This is a genomic window from Sphingomonas sp. (assembly GCF_017744835.1).
Classification (GTDB): Bacteria; Pseudomonadota; Alphaproteobacteria; order Sphingomonadales; family Sphingomonadaceae; genus Sphingomonas.
In genome coordinates this window covers 643,151-661,274 of record NZ_JAGIAM010000001.1, presented here as the reverse complement: position 1 = coordinate 661,274, position 18,124 = coordinate 643,151, and the positions used below count along the sequence as shown (strand labels likewise).

At 66.8% G+C, this 18,124-nt stretch carries 17 protein-coding genes and 1 tRNA gene; 2 read left to right on the top strand and 16 right to left on the bottom strand.

Annotated elements, in window-relative coordinates; genetic code table 11:
• Positions 1-26 precede the first annotated feature (26 nt).
• Positions 27-833, bottom strand: coding sequence for an undecaprenyl-diphosphate phosphatase (locus tag J7500_RS03080; protein ID WP_294059946.1), 807 nt, complete (start codon positions 831-833; stop codon positions 27-29).
• A 75-nt stretch (positions 834-908) separates the two neighbouring features.
• Complete coding sequence (locus J7500_RS03075) at positions 909-1,847, bottom strand: complex I NDUFA9 subunit family protein (protein WP_294059945.1); 939 nt, start codon at positions 1,845-1,847, stop codon at positions 909-911.
• A gap of 188 nt (positions 1,848-2,035) precedes the next feature.
• Here J7500_RS03075 and J7500_RS03070 point away from each other — a divergent pair.
• Both J7500_RS03070 and J7500_RS03065 read left to right on the top strand, forming a co-directional pair.
• A tRNA-Leu gene (locus J7500_RS03070) sits at positions 2,036-2,122 on the top strand.
• A gap of 177 nt (positions 2,123-2,299) precedes the next feature.
• The gene (locus J7500_RS03065; RefSeq protein ID WP_294059944.1) at positions 2,300-3,529 is read left to right on the top strand and encodes an integrase arm-type DNA-binding domain-containing protein; all 1,230 of its coding nucleotides are present in this window, start codon (positions 2,300-2,302) and stop codon (positions 3,527-3,529) included.
• 57 nt (positions 3,530-3,586) lie between these two features.
• Here J7500_RS03065 and J7500_RS03060 read toward each other — a convergent pair whose 3' ends face one another.
• The 14 genes from J7500_RS03060 to J7500_RS02995 form a co-directional block, all read right to left on the bottom strand.
• Positions 3,587-3,817 carry a helix-turn-helix domain-containing protein gene (locus J7500_RS03060; protein ID WP_294059943.1) on the bottom strand — a complete coding sequence of 77 codons (231 nt, stop codon included), beginning with the start codon at positions 3,815-3,817 and terminating at the stop codon, positions 3,587-3,589.
• Positions 3,814-4,044 (bottom strand): DUF2274 domain-containing protein, encoded by a 231-nt coding sequence (locus tag J7500_RS03055; protein ID WP_294059942.1) that lies wholly within the window; start codon positions 4,042-4,044, stop codon positions 3,814-3,816. Before J7500_RS03055 ends, J7500_RS03060 begins: the two co-directional genes overlap by 4 nt.
• Position 4,045: 1 nt before the next feature.
• Positions 4,046-5,233 carry a TrbI/VirB10 family protein gene (locus J7500_RS03050; RefSeq protein WP_294059941.1) on the bottom strand — a complete coding sequence of 396 codons (1,188 nt, stop codon included), beginning with the start codon at positions 5,231-5,233 and terminating at the stop codon, positions 4,046-4,048.
• Positions 5,230-6,069 (bottom strand): P-type conjugative transfer protein TrbG, encoded by an 840-nt coding sequence (gene trbG, locus J7500_RS03045; protein WP_294059940.1) that lies wholly within the window; start codon positions 6,067-6,069, stop codon positions 5,230-5,232. Before trbG ends, J7500_RS03050 begins: the two co-directional genes overlap by 4 nt.
• Entirely contained in the window at positions 6,069-6,875 is an 807-nt protein-coding gene (trbF, locus tag J7500_RS03040) for a conjugal transfer protein TrbF (protein WP_294059939.1), read from the bottom strand. Before trbF ends, trbG begins: the two co-directional genes overlap by 1 nt.
• Positions 6,876-6,878: 3 nt before the next feature.
• Positions 6,879-8,171 (bottom strand): P-type conjugative transfer protein TrbL, encoded by a 1,293-nt coding sequence (trbL, locus tag J7500_RS03035; RefSeq protein ID WP_294059938.1) that lies wholly within the window; start codon positions 8,169-8,171, stop codon positions 6,879-6,881.
• 137 nt (positions 8,172-8,308) lie between these two features.
• Complete coding sequence (gene trbJ, locus J7500_RS03030) at positions 8,309-9,061, bottom strand: P-type conjugative transfer protein TrbJ (protein ID WP_294059937.1); 753 nt, start codon at positions 9,059-9,061, stop codon at positions 8,309-8,311.
• Complete coding sequence (gene trbE / locus J7500_RS03025) at positions 9,061-11,526, bottom strand: conjugal transfer protein TrbE (protein WP_294059936.1); 2,466 nt, start codon at positions 11,524-11,526, stop codon at positions 9,061-9,063. The genes trbJ and trbE overlap by 1 nt, the downstream gene beginning before the upstream one ends.
• Positions 11,520-11,804, bottom strand: a complete 285-nt coding sequence (locus tag J7500_RS03020) for a VirB3 family type IV secretion system protein (protein ID WP_294059935.1) — start codon at positions 11,802-11,804, stop codon at positions 11,520-11,522. The genes trbE and J7500_RS03020 overlap by 7 nt, the downstream gene beginning before the upstream one ends.
• Positions 11,801-12,142 (bottom strand): TrbC/VirB2 family protein, encoded by a 342-nt coding sequence (locus J7500_RS03015; protein WP_294059934.1) that lies wholly within the window; start codon positions 12,140-12,142, stop codon positions 11,801-11,803. Before J7500_RS03015 ends, J7500_RS03020 begins: the two co-directional genes overlap by 4 nt.
• Positions 12,143-12,145: 3 nt before the next feature.
• Entirely contained in the window at positions 12,146-13,132 is a 987-nt protein-coding gene (gene trbB / locus J7500_RS03010; RefSeq protein WP_294059933.1) for a P-type conjugative transfer ATPase TrbB, read from the bottom strand.
• Positions 13,129-13,530 (bottom strand): CopG family transcriptional regulator, encoded by a 402-nt coding sequence (locus J7500_RS03005; protein WP_294059931.1) that lies wholly within the window; start codon positions 13,528-13,530, stop codon positions 13,129-13,131. The genes trbB and J7500_RS03005 overlap by 4 nt, the downstream gene beginning before the upstream one ends.
• Positions 13,531-13,533: 3 nt before the next feature.
• A complete protein-coding gene (locus tag J7500_RS03000; RefSeq protein ID WP_294059929.1) occupies positions 13,534-15,570 on the bottom strand; it encodes a conjugal transfer protein TraG in 2,037 nt (678 codons plus the stop codon).
• A 220-nt stretch (positions 15,571-15,790) separates the two neighbouring features.
• Positions 15,791-18,073 carry a prolyl oligopeptidase family serine peptidase gene (locus J7500_RS02995; RefSeq protein WP_294060665.1) on the bottom strand — a complete coding sequence of 761 codons (2,283 nt, stop codon included), beginning with the start codon at positions 18,071-18,073 and terminating at the stop codon, positions 15,791-15,793.
• Positions 18,074-18,124 lie beyond the last annotated feature (51 nt).

Here is an 18,124-nt window from a genome sequence, read left to right as displayed (position 1 = left end):
GCAGAATAGATGGTCCCGTTTCGGACCTACCGCATTCCCAGCCACACCAGCGCGATCAGGCCGGCGACGATTCGGTACCAGGCGAACGGGGCGAAGCCGTGCTTGCTGACGATGCCCACGAACCATTTGATCACCAGGATCGCGACGACGAACGAGACGAGGAAGCCCAGGCCGATCTCGCTCCAGCCGACGCTGCCGGTGGCGATCTGCTCGCTGTTCTTGGCGAGCTCGAGCGTGGTCGCGCCGAGCATCGTCGGGATCGCCAGGAAGAAGCTGAATTCCGCCGCGGTGCGCCGCTCGACGCCGAGCGACAGCGCTCCCAGGATCGTCGCGCCCGAGCGGCTGACGCCGGGGATCATCGAGATGCACTGGATGAAGCCGATGCCGATCACGCGCAGCAGCGGGATGTCGGCGATGCCGTGGATGTCGGTTCGCTTGACCAGCCGCTCGATCACCAGGATCGCGATGCCGCCCAGGATCAGCGCCACCGCCACGACGCGCGGCGCGCCGAGCAGCATCTCGATCTGGTCGTGGAGGGCGAGGCCGATCACCGCGGCGGGGATGAACGCCACCACCAGGTTGCGCAGGAAGCGCCACGAGGTCGGGTTGCGCCGGATCAGTCCCTCGGCGACGGCCCAGAAGGTGCGCCAATAGAGCACCACCACCGCCAGGATCGCGCCGAGCTGGATGATGACGTTGAACATCGCCCAGGTGGCGGCGTCGTAGCCGAGCAGCTCGCTCGCCAGGATCAGATGCCCGGTCGAGGAGACCGGCAGGAATTCGGTCACGCCCTCGACGATGCCGAGCAGGATGGCGACGATCATTTCGTTCATGCGGGCTGGGCCCCTTGTGGCTGGCCCGCCGCCGCACTCCCGGAGCGCAGCGCCGCGGCCGGGAGGAGGAGAAGATCAGGCGGGCTGGCGGAGCCCGGCGAAGCGGCCGTGGCGGCGGAAGCGCACCAGCCAGTCGGGCGCGACCGCCGCGAGCGGGGTCGGGGTGAGCCCGAACGCTCCAAAGCCTTCGGCGCCCGCGGGGACGACATTGTCATGGCCCAGCATCCGCCATTGGTCGCGCGTGATCGGTGCGCCGGGCAGCGCGCCGAAGCTCGCAACGAGCGCGCCGAGCGCGTCGGGCAGTTCGGCGAACGCGGGCTTGCGGCCGATCGCCTCGCCGATCCAGCGATAGAGCGCCGCCATCGTCAGCACGTCGGGGCCGCCGAGCGCATAGGTCTTGCCGCCATGCGCCTTGGGGTCGGCGAGGGCGGCGACCGCCGCTGCGGCGACGTCGGCGACATAGGCCGGCTGGAACTTCGCCTGCGGGCGCAGCACCGGAACCACCGGCAGCGCCGCGATCATGCCGGCGAAGCGGTTCACGAACTGGTCCTCGCGCCCGAACAGCGTCGACGGGCGCAGCACGGTCGCCTGGGGGAAGGCCTCGCGCACGGCGGCCTCGCCCTCGGCCTTGGTGCGGGCATAGGCCGAATCCGAGGCGGGGTCGGCGCCGAGCGCCGAGAAATGAACGAGCGATTCGACGCCGGCCTGCCTCGCCGCCTCGGCGACGTTGCGCGCGCCGTCGACGTGCACGCCGCGGAAATTGCCCGACAGGATGCCGACCAGGTTCACGACGTGATCGGCGCCGTCCACTGCGCGCGCGACCGTCTCCGGCCGAGTCACGTCGGCGGCGACGAATTGCGTCTGGCCCAGGCCGCCCAGCGGCTTCAGGAACCAGGCGTCGCGGGGGCGGCGCTGGGCGATGCGAACGCGCGCGCCGGCACGGTAGAGCTCCTGCGCGACATAGCGACCGACGAATCCGCCGCCGCCGATGAGCGTTACCAGCCTGTCCTTCATGCCTGCCTCACGTACCTCGAACCTGCCCCGCCCCATGCCTCGCGACGGCGCTTTGGGCAAGCCGCCGATGGGCTCTGGCGCGCGGTGTCGCCGCCGTACCGGGGCCCCCGATCGACATTTTGGCCTCTGGCGATTTGGGCCGTTGACAACCAGCCCGCCCCTCCCCTAGAGGGCGCCGCCTACCCCGTGCCCAGATGGCGGAATTGGTAGACGCACCAGCTTCAGGTGCTGGCGGTCGCAAGGCCGTGGAGGTTCGAGTCCTCTTCTGGGCACCAATACTGGCTCTGGATACGTCCAGCAGCGTCCAGTAAGCGGCTGGTTTCACAGCATTTTTAGGCCGAGAATCGCCAGACACCGTCCGGCGAAATCCGGCTGGGACCACCAAAAAGCACCCCGCTTTGGTGCTTCATTTGGTGGCCACGGATCGACCCGGCTTTGCTGGGAAAACGACCATGCTGACCTATATCCAGATCAACAATGCCAAGCCACGGGCAAAGGAGTACGCCCTCTCCGACTCTCAAGGCCTTTATCTCACCATCCGGCCCAACGGCTCGAAGCTATGGCGCTTCAAGTACCGTTTCCTCGACAAGCAGAAGACCCTTCACCTCGGAGGATGGCCGACGATAAGCCTCGCTGACGCCCGCGTGCGCCGAGACGAGGCCAAGAAGCTGGTCGCCAACGGAATCGACCCCGCACTCGAGAAGAAGCGCTCGCGGATCGCCGCCAAATATGCCGCGGCCAACACCTTCGAGGCTGTGGCCAGGGAATGGCTTGTCAAATGCGAGCGGGACGGCCTCGCGCCGGTGACAATCGAGAAGATCGGCTGGCTGCTCGCCAAGGCTTATCCCGTTATCGGAAGCATTCCGATCGCGCAGATCACCCCGCACGAGGCGCTGGCGGTCCTGCGCAAGGTCGAGGCGACCGGCGCCTACGAAAGCGCCCGGCGCATGCGCAGCGTGCTGAGCCGTGTGTTCCGCTACGGTGTCGCGACCGTGCGATGCGACAAGGATGTCGCCGCCGACCTTCGCGGCGCCATCGCTGCGCCCAAGGTCAAGCATTTCGCGGCCATCACGCGGCCGTCCGAGGTCGGCGCCCTGCTCCGGGCCATTGACGGCTACAGCGGCCACAAGGTCACCGTCATGGCGATGCGGCTCTCCCCCCATGTGCTGCTTCGGCCCGGCGAGCTTAGGCAGGCCGAATGGACCGACATCGATTTCGACGAGGCGATTTGGTTCATCCCTGCGGAGCGTATGAAGATGCGACGGCCGCACCGGGTGCCGCTGTCGCGGCAGGTGATTGCGATGCTCAGGGAGCTTCACGAGCACACGCACTGGTGGAAATACCTGTTCCCGTGCTTCGGCAAGCCTCGCAAGGCGATGTCGGAGAACGCCGTGAACCAGGGCCTGCGCAAGCTCGGCTACACGACCGACCAGATGACCGCGCATGGCTTCCGGGCGATGGCAGCGACGCTGCTCAACGAACTGGGCGAGTGGAATCCCGATGCGATCGAGCGCCAGCTTGCGCACGTGGATACCAATCAGGTCCGCCGTGCCTATGCGCGCGGCGAATATTGGGACGAACGCGTCGCGATGATGCAGCGCTGGTCCGACTACCTCGACGAGCTGCGGGACGGAGGGAAAATTCTCCGCCCGGATTTCGGCGCCAGGCGATCGAGGGGTTGACGCTCATACCCCGCGGGGACGGCAGAGGATCATCCCCCGCGGGGTATACCATGAGGCTCATCGCTCGGACGAGTGAGTGGATTGAGGGTCGGCCACGGAGCGACTGGCCGTGAGCGCCTTCAGACTCGCGTATTGCACCAGCGTCGCCCTTCCGACCTTCACCGTGTCGAGATCGCCGGACTGGATCAGCTCATAGATGCGCGACCGGCTCAGACCCGTGATCCGGACCGCCGTCGAAATGCGAACCGTCAGTGGCTCGATCTTCTTTTCCCATGCCCGCTCGATCATTTTTGCCCTCGCAACGCAGCCTCGCGTGCTTTGACAAATCCGCGGTCGCTTTCGAGGAACGCCGTGAGCATCGCCGGGACGAGATCGGCGACCGGTTCCTCGACACCATAGGTCGCGGCATAGACGGCTGCGTAGCTCTGGAGGGCGGCTTGGAGGTCGGGCGTGATCGTGATCGCCAGCTTGACCGGCGTGCGGTCGGGCAACTTGCCCAGCTTCAGCTCTGCCATGTCAGCCGGCCTTTTCGCGCCACGGCGCGAGGATCAGATCGCGGGTCACCAGCATGCGGACCGGCGCGCCGGGGCGGATGGTGATCGTCGGCTGGATATCGAGGTTGCGCTGGGTGATCTGGTCGCCCGCGCCCGCCGTGTTCGACTGCGCGGACTCGCGGATTGCCTGCACGAGATCGCTTTCGCCAGAGATCGACAGCTCCGAACCGACGCCGAGCAATGTCGCGATCCCGACACCCTTGAGCAGCGTCCAGGTGTGAAAGTCGACCTTGTCGGCGAGCCCGGCATAGCCAGACGGATCGGCCGCCGGCATATTGTCGAGGCGGACCGAACTGCCGTCAGGCAGGATCAGCCGTTGCCAGATGACCAGCGCCCGCCGCTGACCGAACGCGACCACGGAGTCATATTTGCCGATGAGTCGCGCCCCCTGTGGCACGAGCAGGATGCGGCCGGTGACCGTGTCGAACACATTCTGCGTCACCTGCGCCGTGACCATGCCGGGGAGATCGGAACTGAGACCGGTGATGAGGCTGGCGGCAATGACGCTGCCGGCGAGCACGCTGTTGGGCGAGACCGGGGGCACCAGTCCTCCCGAATTGAGATCGCCGCCCGTATCGCGCCCGGCGGCGAATTGCTCCTTGCGCGTGCCGGGTGTGCCGGGCGTCGAACCCGCGCCAGCGGCTGGTTCCGACGCCGCCGCTTCCAGTGCCGGCGGAGGGGCGCCATTCCTTGCGGTCGTCACCTGCGCCATGAGCCCGGACTCACGCGCCGCCTTGAGATCGGCGAGGCGCTGCTGCCGGGCGGCCTCCGCCGGGTCGACGCCGGACGGCGCAACCGTGGTGTCCGCTCGCTCCTGCGCGCGGAGGATCGGCCGGCCGAGATCGCCCGGTAGCGGCGGCCCCAGCCTGGGCGCATCGCCATAGCTCGCTGGCAGCCCCGACAGCGCGTCGGATGCAGGCTTCGCCATCGGCTGCGACAGTTCGCTCTCCTGTGCGACCTGCCGAAACACCTGCGGCTTGAGTGCCATCCAGGCGATGCCCATCAGGCTGACCGATCCGAGCGCGGCGATGCCGATGATCGCACCGCGGCGAAAGCGAATGGCACGGGCCGGCCGTGAGCGGATGCTGAGCGTCTCCGGATCGAGCTTCCGTTGAGGCGCGGCCGGCGCCGGTGCAGCGGCCTCGGTCATGCGCCCCTCCGCTTCGCCTTGGACGACACTCGGTCGATACGCACGACCTGCTGCTTCTTGAGCCCGAGCCGCAGCTCGGCGGCGTCGAATATTCGGTCGACGACATAGAAGCGGCCGCTCAGCCGATAGTTGACCAGCTCGGCCTTGCCATCGGATCCGATGAGGAACAGCGGCGGCGCCTCATTGTTCGCCAGCGAGGCCGGGAACTCGACATAGGTCTTCTGCCCATCGTCGAACGCGCGCACCGGCCGCCAGGCGGGCTTGTCGCCGCTGATCGCATAGTTGAAATGAAGCGCCTCGATCGACAGGCCGACGGCGACCGGCGCGGCGGCGCGCTCGGCTTCGGCCTTGCGGCGGAGCGCGAGCAGCTCGTCCTGCGGATAGGTCCAGCGCATCGACGACAGCGCGGTGGCCGAAGTGCTGACCAGCCGGACATGGTACGCGCGGCGGTCGGTGGTAATGACGAGATTGGTGACCAGTCCGGCCGAGAAGGGCTTCACCAAGACATGCGTCTGTTTCGTCTCGCCCGAGCCGCTCGTCGTGTCGCCGATGACCCAGCGCGCGGTGTCGCCGCTGGCGACGGCGATCAGTGCTTCGCCGGGCTGGAGCACGATGTCCGTGACGAGGCCCGGTGCAGTATAGGCCAGGAAGATCGTACCTTCGCTGAAAGGATAGACTTGGGCGCCGCCGACGAACCCGGCCGGCGCCGGCTCGATCGTCGCCGCCCGGTTGGCGGTTGCAACATGCTGGACCGCCTGCCGCGCAGGCCGTGTCTGTCCGGCCGCAGGTGTGGCGATGAGGATGCCGGCAAGCGCCGGCAGGACGGCGAGTTTCATCACTGGGTCTCCTGGGCATTGGCGATCGGTGCGCCGAGGGTCGGATCGAGCGGGGAGCCGAGCGGCAGGTTGGGCGCCGCGGGCGATGGCTGCGCGACCGGTTGGGCGGACCCAGCGGGCGCGGTATCGAGCTCGCGGCTCCAGTCGATCGCGTCGACGTAGATGCCGAGCGGATTCCTGCGCAGCACATCGGCCGAGGCCGGTGGCCGTGAAACGATGGTGAGAATGGCGGTCCAGCGCGAGACGCCGGCCTGGCTGCCACGCTCGAACGCAGTCTCGGTCCACTTTACTTGGAAGGATTTGTCCGAGGCGCGCACGACGCTGGTCACTTCCACCGATACGGTGCGCTCGCCGACATTGGCGAACGGCGATGCCGCGCGCGCATATTCGCCGAGGAACTGGGCGCCGCGCTTGGTCGCGAAGTCGTAGGCTTCGAGCCAGTCGCGCCGCATCAGCACCGGATCGAGCGATACCGACCGCACGCTGCGGATGAACCGGGCAAGGTGCCATGCGATTTGCCGGTCGGTCGGCTGATATTCGACATCGGCCGGCTGCACGGCGCGCGCCTCGCCGAGCCGGTCGACCTCGACGACATAGGGCGTGACCCGGCTGTGCAGCGACTGCCAGGCAAGCCCGGCGGACGTGCCCGCTGTCAGCAACAGGCAGCCGAACGCCATCAGCCGCCAGTTTCGCGCCTGAACCCGTGCCGAGCCGATCCGCTCGTCCCACAGCTGTCCGGCACGCTGATAGGGCGTTTCGGGCGGCGGTGTGCGGCCGTAGCGCTGCATGCTTCGCTTGAAGAACATGGCTCAGTCGTTCCTTTCCTTGATGTCGGGCGTGGCGGACGCGCCGCCGCGGTCGCCTTGCTGGAGCGTGTGGACCGCGAGCTGGCGGTGATGGCGGGCGGTCTGCTGTGCGCGCATCGAGCGCGCCCAGGCGGGTGTGGCGTCGGACCCTTCACCACCGCCGGTGGCGGTCGACGAGCGCGGCGTGCGGTTGAGGGCGGCCCAGGCGGCGGTACGCCCGCGCTCGGCGGCGGCGCCGAGGCCGAACGTGCTTTCCATCTTCTGCGCGGCGGCGCCCCTGGCGGCAGCTGCCATGCCGCCGATGCTCGAGCCGCCGGTCTCGCGGCCGAGCTGCGCCGCAGTCGAGGCGGCACTGCCCATCGTCGTGCCGGCGCGGATCGCGCCCAGCGCGGTGCCGCCCATCGCGCGCGCCGCGCCCAATGTGGCGCCGCCGGCAATCATCGGCACGGCGGCCGCGCCAATCGCCGTGCCGAGTGCGGCACCGGCACCCAGCTGCGGCGCGCCGGAAACGAGGCCCGACGCGATGCCGGGACCGAAGATGCCGAGCCCGAACAGCGACAGCGCACCCAGCGTCAGGCTGAGCGCGGCACCGAGATCGGGTTCCTGCCCCTGCATCGAGCTGGTGAACTCGGCGAAGAAGTTGGAGCCGATGCCGACGGTGACGGCGAGCACCATCACCTTGATGCCCGACGAGACGACATTGCCGAGCACGCGCTCGGCGAGGAAACTGGTGCGGTTCCACAGCGCGAACGGCACGAGGATGAACCCGGCCAGACTGGTCAGCTTGAACTCGATGATCGTCACGAACATCTGCACGGCGAGGATGAAGAAGGCGAGGATGACGATCGCCCAGGAGAACAGCAGCACGGCGATCGTCAGGAAGTTCTCGAAGAAGCTGACGAACCCCATCATGCTCGACGCCTGATCGAGCAGCGGCCACGCCGCCTCGAACCCGGTCGCGGCAACCTTGCCGGGGCGGAGCAAGTCGTCGGCGGTGAGAGACCCACCGCCGGCCGTCAGTCCGGCCTGTGCGAATGACCTGAAGATGATGTCGGCGAGCGTCGAAAAGCTGTTCAGGATGAACGCGAAGGCGCCGATGTAGAGGATCTTCCTGAGGAAGCGGCCGATGATATTGCCCTCGCCGCCCATCGCCCAGAACAGGCCGGCGAGCGTGATGTCGATGCCGATAAGCGTCGTCGTCAGGAAGGCGACATCGCCGCCCAAGAGCCCGAACCCGCTGTCGATGTAGCGGATGAAGGCCTGCATGAACCGGTCGATGACGGAAAGGTCGTTCACGTGCGCGGCGGCTTTCTTTTACGAGGTCAAAGGTGTCGCGGGGTCCGGCGGCCATTGGGGGCGATAGCCCAACAGACCCCGCGACGAGGCAGCGCGCTCGGGGAGCGAGAGCGCGCCGCCTTAGGTCATTCAGGCGGCTATTGCGGCGTGTAGGCCCGGCCGGTGCCGAGGAACCTCCTGGTCGCGGCGCGGCCTTCGATTTCGGCCTGCGCGCGACGCGACTGTTCGAGCGCCTCGGTCCGGAACTGCGCCGCCATGATCTGCTGCAGCTGGAACTGCTGCTTGGCGGTGAGCGCGAGGAGCTGGTTCGTCGCCTGTTGCGCCTGCAGGCTGCCTTCCGCACCCTGGCTACGGGCGACGATCGCGTTCAGCGCCTCGGCATCATCGCGGACATTTTCGACGACCTGCGCCTGCACGGTCATGGTCTGGCGGAACCCGTCCATGCTCGCATCGAGCCGCGCGCGGGCGTCGCGCACGCGCGCATCCATGCGCAGCGCCTGGTCGAGGTCGCGCGGAAACAGCTGGCGGATGCGCGCGTCGAGCTGGTCGACGCGGAAATCCACGCCCTGCGCCTGACCCATCAGTCGGTCGATCTGCTGGAGCTTCTGCCGCAGCTGGTCGAGCTGCGGGAAGTCGATCTTCGAGAGGTTCTTCGCCTGGTTGATCAGCATGGTCGCTTCGTTCTGCAGCGATTGGATCTGGTTGTTGATCTGCGTGAGCGTGCGCGCCGCGGTCAGGATGTTCTGGCTGTAATTGCTGGGGTCGAACACAACCCCGCCGAGCTGCGCGTGCGCCGGCGTGCTCGCGGTAATCAGGCCCATCGCCAGCGAACCGGCAGTGCCGATGCCGAGCGCGGTCGCGACCAGGACTTTGCGGGTAAGGATATGCATTACTTCTCTCCTTCTTGGGGGGCCTTGGAAGATTGGGGGGTTTGATCGGAAAAATCGGCGGCAAGGTCGGCGGCCCACTCGAGGCCGGCGACGCGCAGGAAGGCTTCGGTGAAGTGGTCACGACCGTGTTCGGCGAGCACGGCGTCGATCCGCGCCTGCGCCGCCGGGTCCGACGCGCCGCACAGCGCCAGCGCGACCGGGCCGAGGCCAAGCTCGAACAGCCGGTTGCCGCGGGCGGATTGCAGGTAGTAGTGCCGCTTTGGCGTGGCCCGAGCGATCAGCTCGATCTGCCGGTCGTTGAGGCCGAAGCGCGCGTAGATGTCATGGCCCTGCGGCTCGATCGCGCGGTCGTTGGGCAGCAGGATGCGTTGCGGGCAGCTTTCGATGATCGCCGGCGCGATCGCCGACCCTGCGATGTCGGCGAGGCTCTGCGTCGCGAACAGCACCGCGACGTTCTTCTTGCGCAGCACCTTCAGCCATTCGCGGATACGCGCGGCGAACAGCGGATGATCGAGGAAGATCCAGGCCTCATCGAGGATCAGCAGCGTCGGCCGGCCATCGAACCGCTCCTCCAGCCGGTGGAAGAGATAGGTGAGCACCGGCGCGACCGCGCCGGCCTGGCCCATCAGCGCCTCGGTCTCGAAGCACTGAACATCGGCAAGGGCCAGCTGCTGTTCGGCCGCGTCGAGCAGCCGGCCGTGCGGTCCCTCGAGCGTATAGGGCTGGAGCGCGATGCGCAGCGCGTTCGACTGGAGCAGCAGCGCGAGGCCGGTCATGGTCCGCTCCTCGCGCGGCGCCGACGCGAGACTGCCGAGCGCCGTCCAGATCGAATCCTTCACGTCTGGGGTGACGGCCACATTCTCGTGCGTCAGCAGCGCCGCGATCCATTCGGCCGCCCAACTGCGTTCGCCGGCGTCGTCAATGTTCGCCAACGGCTGGAAGGCCAGCGTCTCGCCGTCCGTCTCGGCCGAACCCAGCGCATGATGCGCGCCACCCATCGCGAGTACCGCGGCCCGCGCGCTGTTGCCCTTGTCGAAGATATAGACCTGCGCGCCCGGGTAGCGCCGGAACTGGAGCGCGATGAGGCTCAGCAGCACCGACTTGCCGGCGCCGGTTGGCCCGACAACCATCATGTGCCCGACATCGCCGACATGGGTGGAGAGCCGGAACGGCGTCGATCCGGCGGTCTTCGCGACCAGCAGCGGCGGGCCGTCGAGATGGGCGTTCCGCACCGGGCCCGCCCACACCGACGACAGCGGCATCAGGTGCGCGAGGTTCAGCGTGTGAACCAGCGGCTGCCGGACATTCGCATAGACGTGACCGGGCAAGGACGAGAGCCACGCCTCGACCGCGTTGACGCTCTCGCGCTTGGCGGTGAAGCCGAGGCCGTTGACGATGCGCTCTACGGCGCGAACCTTGTCCTCGACCGCAGCGCGGTCGGTGTCGGTGACGGTGATGGTCGTGGTCAGATAGCCGAATGCAACATGATCGCCGCCGAGCGCCTGCAGCGCCTGGTCGGCATCGATGACCTTGTTGTCGGCATCGCTGTCGAGCAGCTGCGCTGGCTGGTTGTAGAGCACCTCGCGCAGCATCGCGGTGACCGACTTGCGCTTGTTGAACCACTGCCGGCGCAGCGACGTCAGCGTCTTGGTGGCGAGCGTCTTGTCGAGCGCGATGAAGCGCGTGACCCAGCGATAGCCGAAATCCTGGTGATTGAGCGCGTCGACGATGCCCGGCCGGCTCAGGTTCGGAAAACCGAGGATGGTCAGCGTGCGGACATGCAGCTCGCCCAGCACCGGTTCCAGCCCGCCGACCAGCGGCGTATCGGCCAGCACGCCGTCGAGATACATCGGCGTCTCGGGCGTCACGACCGGGTGACGCCGATCCGAGATGGTACCGTGGAGGAAGGTCAGCGTCTCGTCGTCGTCGAGTGCGCGCGTCTCGGCCATGAAGCCGGAGAGGAGGTCGAGCACCCGGTCGGTCTCAGCGACGAACGAAACGAGTGTGCCGCGCCAATCCCTGCCCTTGTCGGCATCGGGCCGCTCGACCAGCGAGCGCCCGGCGCGATCGCTGGCATCTACGGGCGGCAGCCAGGTGAGCGTCAGATGGTAGCGGCTCTCGAAATGCGTGCCCTCGGCCTCGAACGCCGCGCGCCGTTCGCCGTCGACCAGCCAGCTCGCCGCGTCGGGAAAGTCGCTGTCCGGATAGCTGTGCGCCTCGCGCCGCTCGGCGTCGAAGAACAGCGCCCAGCCACTGCCGAAGCGCTTGAGCGCATTGTTGGCGCGTGCGCAGGCCCCGAGCAGCTCGGCCTCGGTCGCGGATTCGAGATCGGGACCGCGGAAGCGCAGCACGCGCAGGAAGCTGCCATCCTTGTTGAGGACCACGCCCGGCGCGACCAGCGCCGCCCACGGCAGATGGTCGGCCAGCCGGTCGGCGGTCGGCCGGTATTCCCGCAAGCTCAGCACGCGAAGTATCCCTTCTGGCGGATGTGGCGCAGCAGCACAGGGGCGAAGTGTGGGTCGCGGCGGGCGGCCATCACGGCGACGCTGTGTCCAACCGCCCAGAGAGCGAGCCCCGCCAGCCATTGCTGGAGGCCCAGGCCGACCGCGGCGGCCAGCGTTCCGTTGACGATCGCAAGGCCGCGCGGCGCGCCGCCGAGCAGCAGCGGCGCGCCCAGCGAGCCATGGATCGGCACCTCGAAGCCGTCGATGTGCTGGGCGTTGTAGGAGCTTGGGCCGATCACGCGATCAGCGCCCCGCCGCCGAAGCTGAAGAACGACAGGAAGAAGCTCGACGCCGCGAACGCGATCGACAGGCCGAACACGATCTGGATCAGCCGCCGGAACCCGCCGGCGGTCTCGCCGAACGCGAGCGTCAGGCCGGTGACGATGATGATGATCACCGCGACGATCTTGGCCACCGGCCCCTGCACGGATTCGAGCACCTGCTGCAGAGGTTCTTCCCACGGCATGCCGGAGCCGGCTGCCTGGACCTGGGTGGAGAGAGTCAGCGCGAGGCCGACGCCCATGCCGACGAGCAGATGCCGGTTGGCGAATGGGCGCGGATCGAGGGCACGGATCATGGGTCAGGTCTCCTTGGGGTTGGGCTTGGGAAGGTCGGCGAGCGCGTATGCGCCGGTGTCGGGGTCGAGCCCGGCGACGCGCGCGATGGTCGATACGCGGCGATCGACGCCGCGCCCGGAAATGAAGACGACGATGTCGATGGCCTCGGCGATGAGCTGCCGCGGCACGGTGACCACCGTCTCCTGCACGAGCTGCTCGATCCGGTAGAGCGCGGCGATCGCACTGTTGGCATGGACCGTCGCGATCCCGCCGGGATGACCGGTATTCCATGCCTTCAACATGTCGAGCGCTTCGGGACCGCGAACCTCACCCACCACGATGCGATCGGGGCGCAGGCGCATGGTCGAGCGCACCAGCTCGGTCATCGACACATGCGGCGGCCGGGTGCGAAGCGCTACGGTGTCGGGCAGCGGGCATTGCAGCTCGCGCGTGTCCTCGATCAGGATCACGCGGCTATCGACCCAGGCCATTTCGGCGAGCAGGGCGTTGGCGAGAGTCGTCTTGCCCGAACTGGTGCCGCCGGCGACCAGGATATTGTAGCGCTGGGTGACCGCGGCGCGCAGCGCATCGGCCTGGACCTCCGACATCAGCCCGTCGGCGATATAGTCATCGAGCGTGTGCAGCTTCTGCGCAGGCTTGCGGATCGAGAAGCACGGCGCGGACGAGACCGGCGGCAGCACGCCCTCGAAGCGCTCGCCGGCACGCGCCTCAATATGTGGCGGCAGCTCGGCCGAGATGATCGGATGCTCGGCATGGACCTCGGCGCGCGCGTGGCTCGCGACCAGCCGGATGATCCGCTCAACCTGTTCGGGTTCGATGCGGATCTCGGTATCAATGCGGCCTTCGCCGAGCCGGTCGAGCCGCAGCGCGCCGTCGGGATTGACCATGATCTCGATGACCAGCGGGTCGCGCATGGCCGCGGCGATGTCGGCACCGAGCGCGGTGATCAGCATGCGCCGGCGGCGCTCGACAGAAAGACCGGCGGTCATTCGGCGTCCTCCGCCGCGGCGCCGAGCGTGCGGCGCCCGGTCGAGACCTGACGACCGACCTGCGTCACGAAAGCTTCGAACCGCTTGGCGCCGAGCGCGCGGCCAGCATGGTCGTTCTCTGCGAGCGGTGTCTGGATCGCGAGTTCGAACCGGATGAACAGCGCCAGCGTTTCGAGGATCACATAGGCGTCGCGGTCGACCCTGCCGATCGCCTGCGTCAGCCGGTCGAGCCGGATCGCGAACCGATCTTCCAGCTCAGATGCGCCGCGGCGATTGAGCCAGGCCGTGACGGCATCGGCGAGGATCGCCGACTTGCTGGCACCGGGCCTTGCGGCAAGCGCTTCGAGCCGGTCGGAGAGCGGCTTCGGCAGAAACAGCTGGTGGCGGACCTTTTCCATCGGTCAGAACCCCAGCTGCAGGTCGTCGGGCCGAGCCGAGGCGGCATCGAGGCCATATGCCGTTCGCGCGGCGCCGAGTGCCTGCACGCGGTCCATCGCCCGGCGCTCCGCTGCCTGGTCGCCATCGTCCTCGCCGAGACCGAGCGGATCAGCGATCTCAGGTTCTGCCGGACCCTGCACTTCTATCTCATGCGCGGGATGCCGGGCCTGCTCGAGGCCGCCAGTGTCGGTCCCGTCCTCACCATCGGCGTCGCCGGCGAGCCGCATGTCGATCATCCGGACCTGTCCGGTCCAGTCGTCGGGGCGCGCTGCGGGACAGTCGGCATAGCCGTCTGTGTCGAGCGACGGTGCCGGCAGGACGCGTGCGGCGAACCGGCGATCCTCGTAGTAGCGCAGCTTCTTCGCCCGGATCGGCGGATGGCCGGAGACCAGCACCAGCTCGTCGCTGGGCTTGAGTTGCATGACTTCGCCCGGCGTCAGCAGCGCACGGGCGGTTTCCTGCCGGCTGACCATGACATGTGCGAGCCAGGGAGCGAGCCGGTGCCCGGCATAGTTGCGCATCGCCCGCTGCTCGGTCGCGGTGCCGAGCGCGTCCGAGATGCGCTTCGCAGTACGCTCGTCGTTGGTCGCGAACGCGATCCGGACATGGCAGTTGTCGAGGATGGCGTTATGCTCGCCATAGGCCTTCTCGATCTGGTTAAGGCTCTGTGCAATGAGGAAGGCGCGGACGCCATATCCCGCCAGGAATGCGAGGCTGGTCTCGAAGAAGTCGAGGCGTCCGAGCGCGGGAAACTCGTCGAGCATCAGCAGCAGGCGATGACGGCTCGCGCCCGACACGCGCCCGGTAGCGTGCAGCTTTTCGGTCAGGCGGCGGCCGATCTGGTTCAGGACCAGGCGGATCAGCGGCTTGGTGCGGCTGATGTCGGACGGCGGCACGACGAGGTAGAGCGAGATCGGATGCGCGGCTTCGACGAGATCGACGATCCGCCAGTCGGATGCGGCGGTGACCGCCGCCACGGTCGGGTCGCGATACAGCCCGAGGAAGGACATGGCGGTCGACAACACGCCCGAGCGTTCGTTCTCGCTCTTGTTGAGGAGTTCGCGCGCGGCCGAGGCGACGACCGGATGCACCATCGGCGCCTCCTCGCTGCCCAGGTGATTGGTGGTCATCATGCGGCGCAGGGTGGCGGCGAACGAGCGCTGCGGATCGGACAGGAGGGTCGCGACGCGGGCGAGCGTCTTCTCCTCCTCCGCATAGAGCACGTGGAGGATCGCGCCGACCAGCAGCGAATGGCTGGTCTTCTCCCAATGGTTGCGACGCTCGAGCGCGCCTTCGGGATCGACCAGGATGTCGGCGATGTTCTGGACGTCGCGGACTTCCTCCACGCCGCGCCGGACCTCGAGCAGCGGATTATAGCGTGCCGAGCGCGCGTCGGTCGGGTTGAACAGCAGACAATGCGAGAAGCGCGAGCGCCAGCCGGCGGTCAGTTGCCAGTTCTCGCCCTTGATGTCGTGAATGACCGCCGAGCCGGTCCAGCTGAGCAGCGTGGGCACGACGAGGCCAACGCCCTTGCCCGAGCGGGTCGGCGCGAAGGCCATGACATGCTCGGGACCGTCGTGGCGGAGATCGCGGCTGCCGATCCGCCCGAGTGCGACACCGCTCTCGCCGAGCAGACCGGCGGCGGCGACCTCTTTGTTCGTGGCCCAGCGGGCCGAGCCGTAGGTCGTGACGTTCCGCGACTGTCGGGCCCGCCAGACCGAGCCGAAGATCGCCGCGCCGCAGCCGACGAAACCACCCGCTGCTGCGATGGCCCCGGCCTTGTCGAAGATGACCGGCGCGTAAGCGTCGAAAGCGAACCACCAGGGAAAGATCGACCATGGGTGATAGACCGGCGTGCCGAACAATGTGAACCACGGCCGTCCGAGCTCTGGTTGATAGGCGAGGTTCGCGGCGGCCCATTGCGTGGCCGTCCAGATGCTCGCGACAATGGTCGCGAGCACGACGAGGATCTGGCCGATGAGCAGCTTGGTCGGGGTCATGCGAGCCTCCGCCCGCATCCGAGTCACTCACTCGCGGGCTGGCTCGAAAGTCGCCGAATTGCCGTCGGGGTGTCAGATACCGGCGGGGGTCACGCGCGACCTTTTTGGGGCCAGCGGAATATCGAGATCATGGAAGGTGATCGTAATGCGGACGGAACCCGTACAGGATTTCCATCTATTGGTCCCGACCGTTCGGCGCGGAAAGCATGTTGTATGATCGCTAGCGCCTGCAGTCGAGCTCCGATCGAGGCGCCCGATCTTGTCGGCTAGCGCGCAAAGCGCGCCAGTGTTCATACTGGGCTGCGCGAGCTGGCGACGGGTCCTCGTGATCATTGAGCCAGAAGTCGAACCAATCAACCACGCGGCGTTGAACGCTGAGAATCTGCGCGGGATTTTGGGTCGTGTGGTCAGGATGCTGCGAAACGTCAGCCATGTGGAACAATTCCACCGGACGGTGAAGGTAGCGCAGTCGACTGAAAATTTCCCAATGACCCAAGGTTCCCACTTGCGGGGTCATCGACTGGTTGACGAGGAGCAGGGGTGCCTCAATGCACTCTGCATTGAAGCCCGGAGCATTATCTATCCAATTCCTCAGGTTGCGGCCGAATGGAGGTCCCCCCATCAAGAGGCCGGATTCAGGGCGCCAACCGACGAGCGCAGTTTGAAAATAGCTCGGATCGTAGTTGTCTGCGGCCACCGCCGCAGCGAATGGGAACTCCGTGTGCGTGAGAGTATATTCAACATAGAATCCATTTCGGCTGAATCCTGAGATCCCGACGCGCTTGGAATCTACAAGGCCCCGCATCACCAGGTCCGATATGGCGCTTTCGAAGGTCCGCTGGGCGATTTCTCCCTCGCGTGAGGTACCGACTGGAGCGCGGACATTGAGATGCAGCACGAACATGCCGCGGGCAGCCAGCGCACGGGCGGCATAAGGTGCAATTTGCGGTGGACCGAGCCCACCATCGCCCTCTGGACCATAAAGCGAGAAGGTGTTTCCAAGGCTCCGATAATAGACGCTTTGAAGAATGAGTGGATACCGGCGGCCAGCGACGTAGCCAGTCGGATAGTAGAGCACACCATCCCAACGCTGATCCTCCTGTAACTTGCCCTCGATTCGTTCCGCACGGCCCAACTGCAATCTCCCGCCAAGATCGTCATTGGGATCGAGCAGCATTCGGGACTGGCCCGTGCGAGCGTCGTGTGCCCACAGTTTCGGTGGTACGTTTAGGTCCTGCCGAATTTCGATCGCGATCGCTGGCCTTGGAGAGGGCCCAAGGATATCTGAAGTCCGTTCCCATCGACCATCGGCATGGATGAAAGACGCAGTCTGTTCATCGAATACCACGGCAAAAGCGTCGGGGCTTGTCCATTTAAGCGAACGGGTATGAGAGAAATCGCCGGACACCGGCGTGAGCATGCCTGTTGCAATGTCGTAGACCGCGGCGGCCCTGCCACGGAGGCCGTCGTTCCCACCAACTCCTTCCGGCAGAGTTGTCGGGGCCACCACCAAGCGGCGGGAATCAGGCGACCACGCCGCCCGAGCACGCGCGATTGGCGCGGGGGCATCGATGAAGGGGCGGGCATCCCCCGAAGAGAGATCGACGAGGAAGAATTGCTGGAGATCTCTGGCCGATTCGCGAAAGCGATCAATCCGCCCCGCCTCCAACGCAACCCGTAGGTAGTCGTCGGCTGCGCCATAAACATTCCACGCTTCCGGAACAGCCACAGCCGTCCCACGAACAACAGCGAAGCGGCCATCGGGAGAAATCTCGATCAACCGTGCCAAGGGAGTGGCGGGGTCGACTCCTAGCGACCCTATGCGAAGACGCTGCGGAGGCTGACCCGGTCGTTGCAGATACCAATACGAGTTCCAGTCCAAGTCGAGAAAACTGACCCCGTCGAGACGCCCGTTCAAGATAGTGAGGGCGTCTTGCACATCAGGAAGACTGAAGCCTGTGCGCACCAGGTCTTGAGTTCGGTCGACTGGCGGCGGCGCCGCCGCAAGATAGAGGATGGCGCCCGTCGACGTGATGCCGAACGAGTGAACCTGAGTTGGATGGTGTGTCAGGAATTCGCTCTTCCCACTCACCGTATCGATCATCATTACCTGACGGATGCCCGATGCGTCCGAAACCCCCATGACGACATGCTGGTTGTCGTTCCATGAAAGCGGACTGAATGTGGCATCGGTATCGTTGCTCGCCGACGACACGCTCAGTCCGCCAAGCCCGGTAGTAAACAGGCGCGCTACCCGCCGCAGATCCGACATGCCGTCCAAACTGTCCATGCGCCCGACGCGAATTTCGATCCATGCACCGTTTCTCGCCAGGTCGCCACGCACGGTACGGACCACATAGTGCTGGCCATCGGGGGAGATTGAAATCTCGTCGCCTTGTCCGGTGGCGGGCATAAAGCGCGCCGTTTCGATACTATTTTCGGCCGTGATAGCCGCTGGTTTCTCGGCCGCCTGCACGACCGAAATCTCAAGGCTCGCCCACATGAAGACCAAAAGGCGGCTCCGCCAACGTCGACGAGCGCTGCCGAAATAAGT

What these genes read in the sequence shown, in the direction of transcription:
- trbG (WP_294059940.1), bottom strand. Translation starts at nt 6,069, where the DNA reads ATGAAACTCGCCGTCCTGCCGGCGCTTGCCGGCATCCTCATCGCCACA.
- J7500_RS03080 (WP_294059946.1), bottom strand. Translation starts at nt 833, where the DNA reads ATGAACGAAATGATCGTCGCCATCCTGCTCGGCATCGTCGAGGGCGTG.
- J7500_RS03060 (WP_294059943.1), bottom strand. Translation starts at nt 3,817, where the DNA reads ATGATCGAGCGGGCATGGGAAAAGAAGATCGAGCCACTGACGGTTCGC.
- J7500_RS03075 (WP_294059945.1), bottom strand. Translation starts at nt 1,847, where the DNA reads ATGAAGGACAGGCTGGTAACGCTCATCGGCGGCGGCGGATTCGTCGGT.
- J7500_RS03005 (WP_294059931.1), bottom strand. Translation starts at nt 13,530, where the DNA reads ATGGAAAAGGTCCGCCACCAGCTGTTTCTGCCGAAGCCGCTCTCCGAC.
- J7500_RS03055 (WP_294059942.1), bottom strand. Translation starts at nt 4,044, where the DNA reads ATGGCAGAGCTGAAGCTGGGCAAGTTGCCCGACCGCACGCCGGTCAAG.
- J7500_RS03000 (WP_294059929.1), bottom strand. Translation starts at nt 15,570, where the DNA reads ATGACCCCGACCAAGCTGCTCATCGGCCAGATCCTCGTCGTGCTCGCG.
- trbJ (WP_294059937.1), bottom strand. Translation starts at nt 9,061, where the DNA reads ATGCATATCCTTACCCGCAAAGTCCTGGTCGCGACCGCGCTCGGCATC.
- trbF (WP_294059939.1), bottom strand. Translation starts at nt 6,875, where the DNA reads ATGTTCTTCAAGCGAAGCATGCAGCGCTACGGCCGCACACCGCCGCCC.
- J7500_RS03015 (WP_294059934.1), bottom strand. Translation starts at nt 12,142, where the DNA reads ATGATCCGTGCCCTCGATCCGCGCCCATTCGCCAACCGGCATCTGCTC.
- J7500_RS03050 (WP_294059941.1), bottom strand. Translation starts at nt 5,233, where the DNA reads ATGACCGAGGCCGCTGCACCGGCGCCGGCCGCGCCTCAACGGAAGCTC.
- J7500_RS02995 (WP_294060665.1), bottom strand. Translation starts at nt 18,073, where the DNA reads ATGTGGGCGAGCCTTGAGATTTCGGTCGTGCAGGCGGCCGAGAAACCA.
- trbB (WP_294059933.1), bottom strand. Translation starts at nt 13,132, where the DNA reads ATGACCGCCGGTCTTTCTGTCGAGCGCCGCCGGCGCATGCTGATCACC.
- J7500_RS03065 (WP_294059944.1), top strand. Translation starts at nt 2,300, where the DNA reads ATGCTGACCTATATCCAGATCAACAATGCCAAGCCACGGGCAAAGGAG.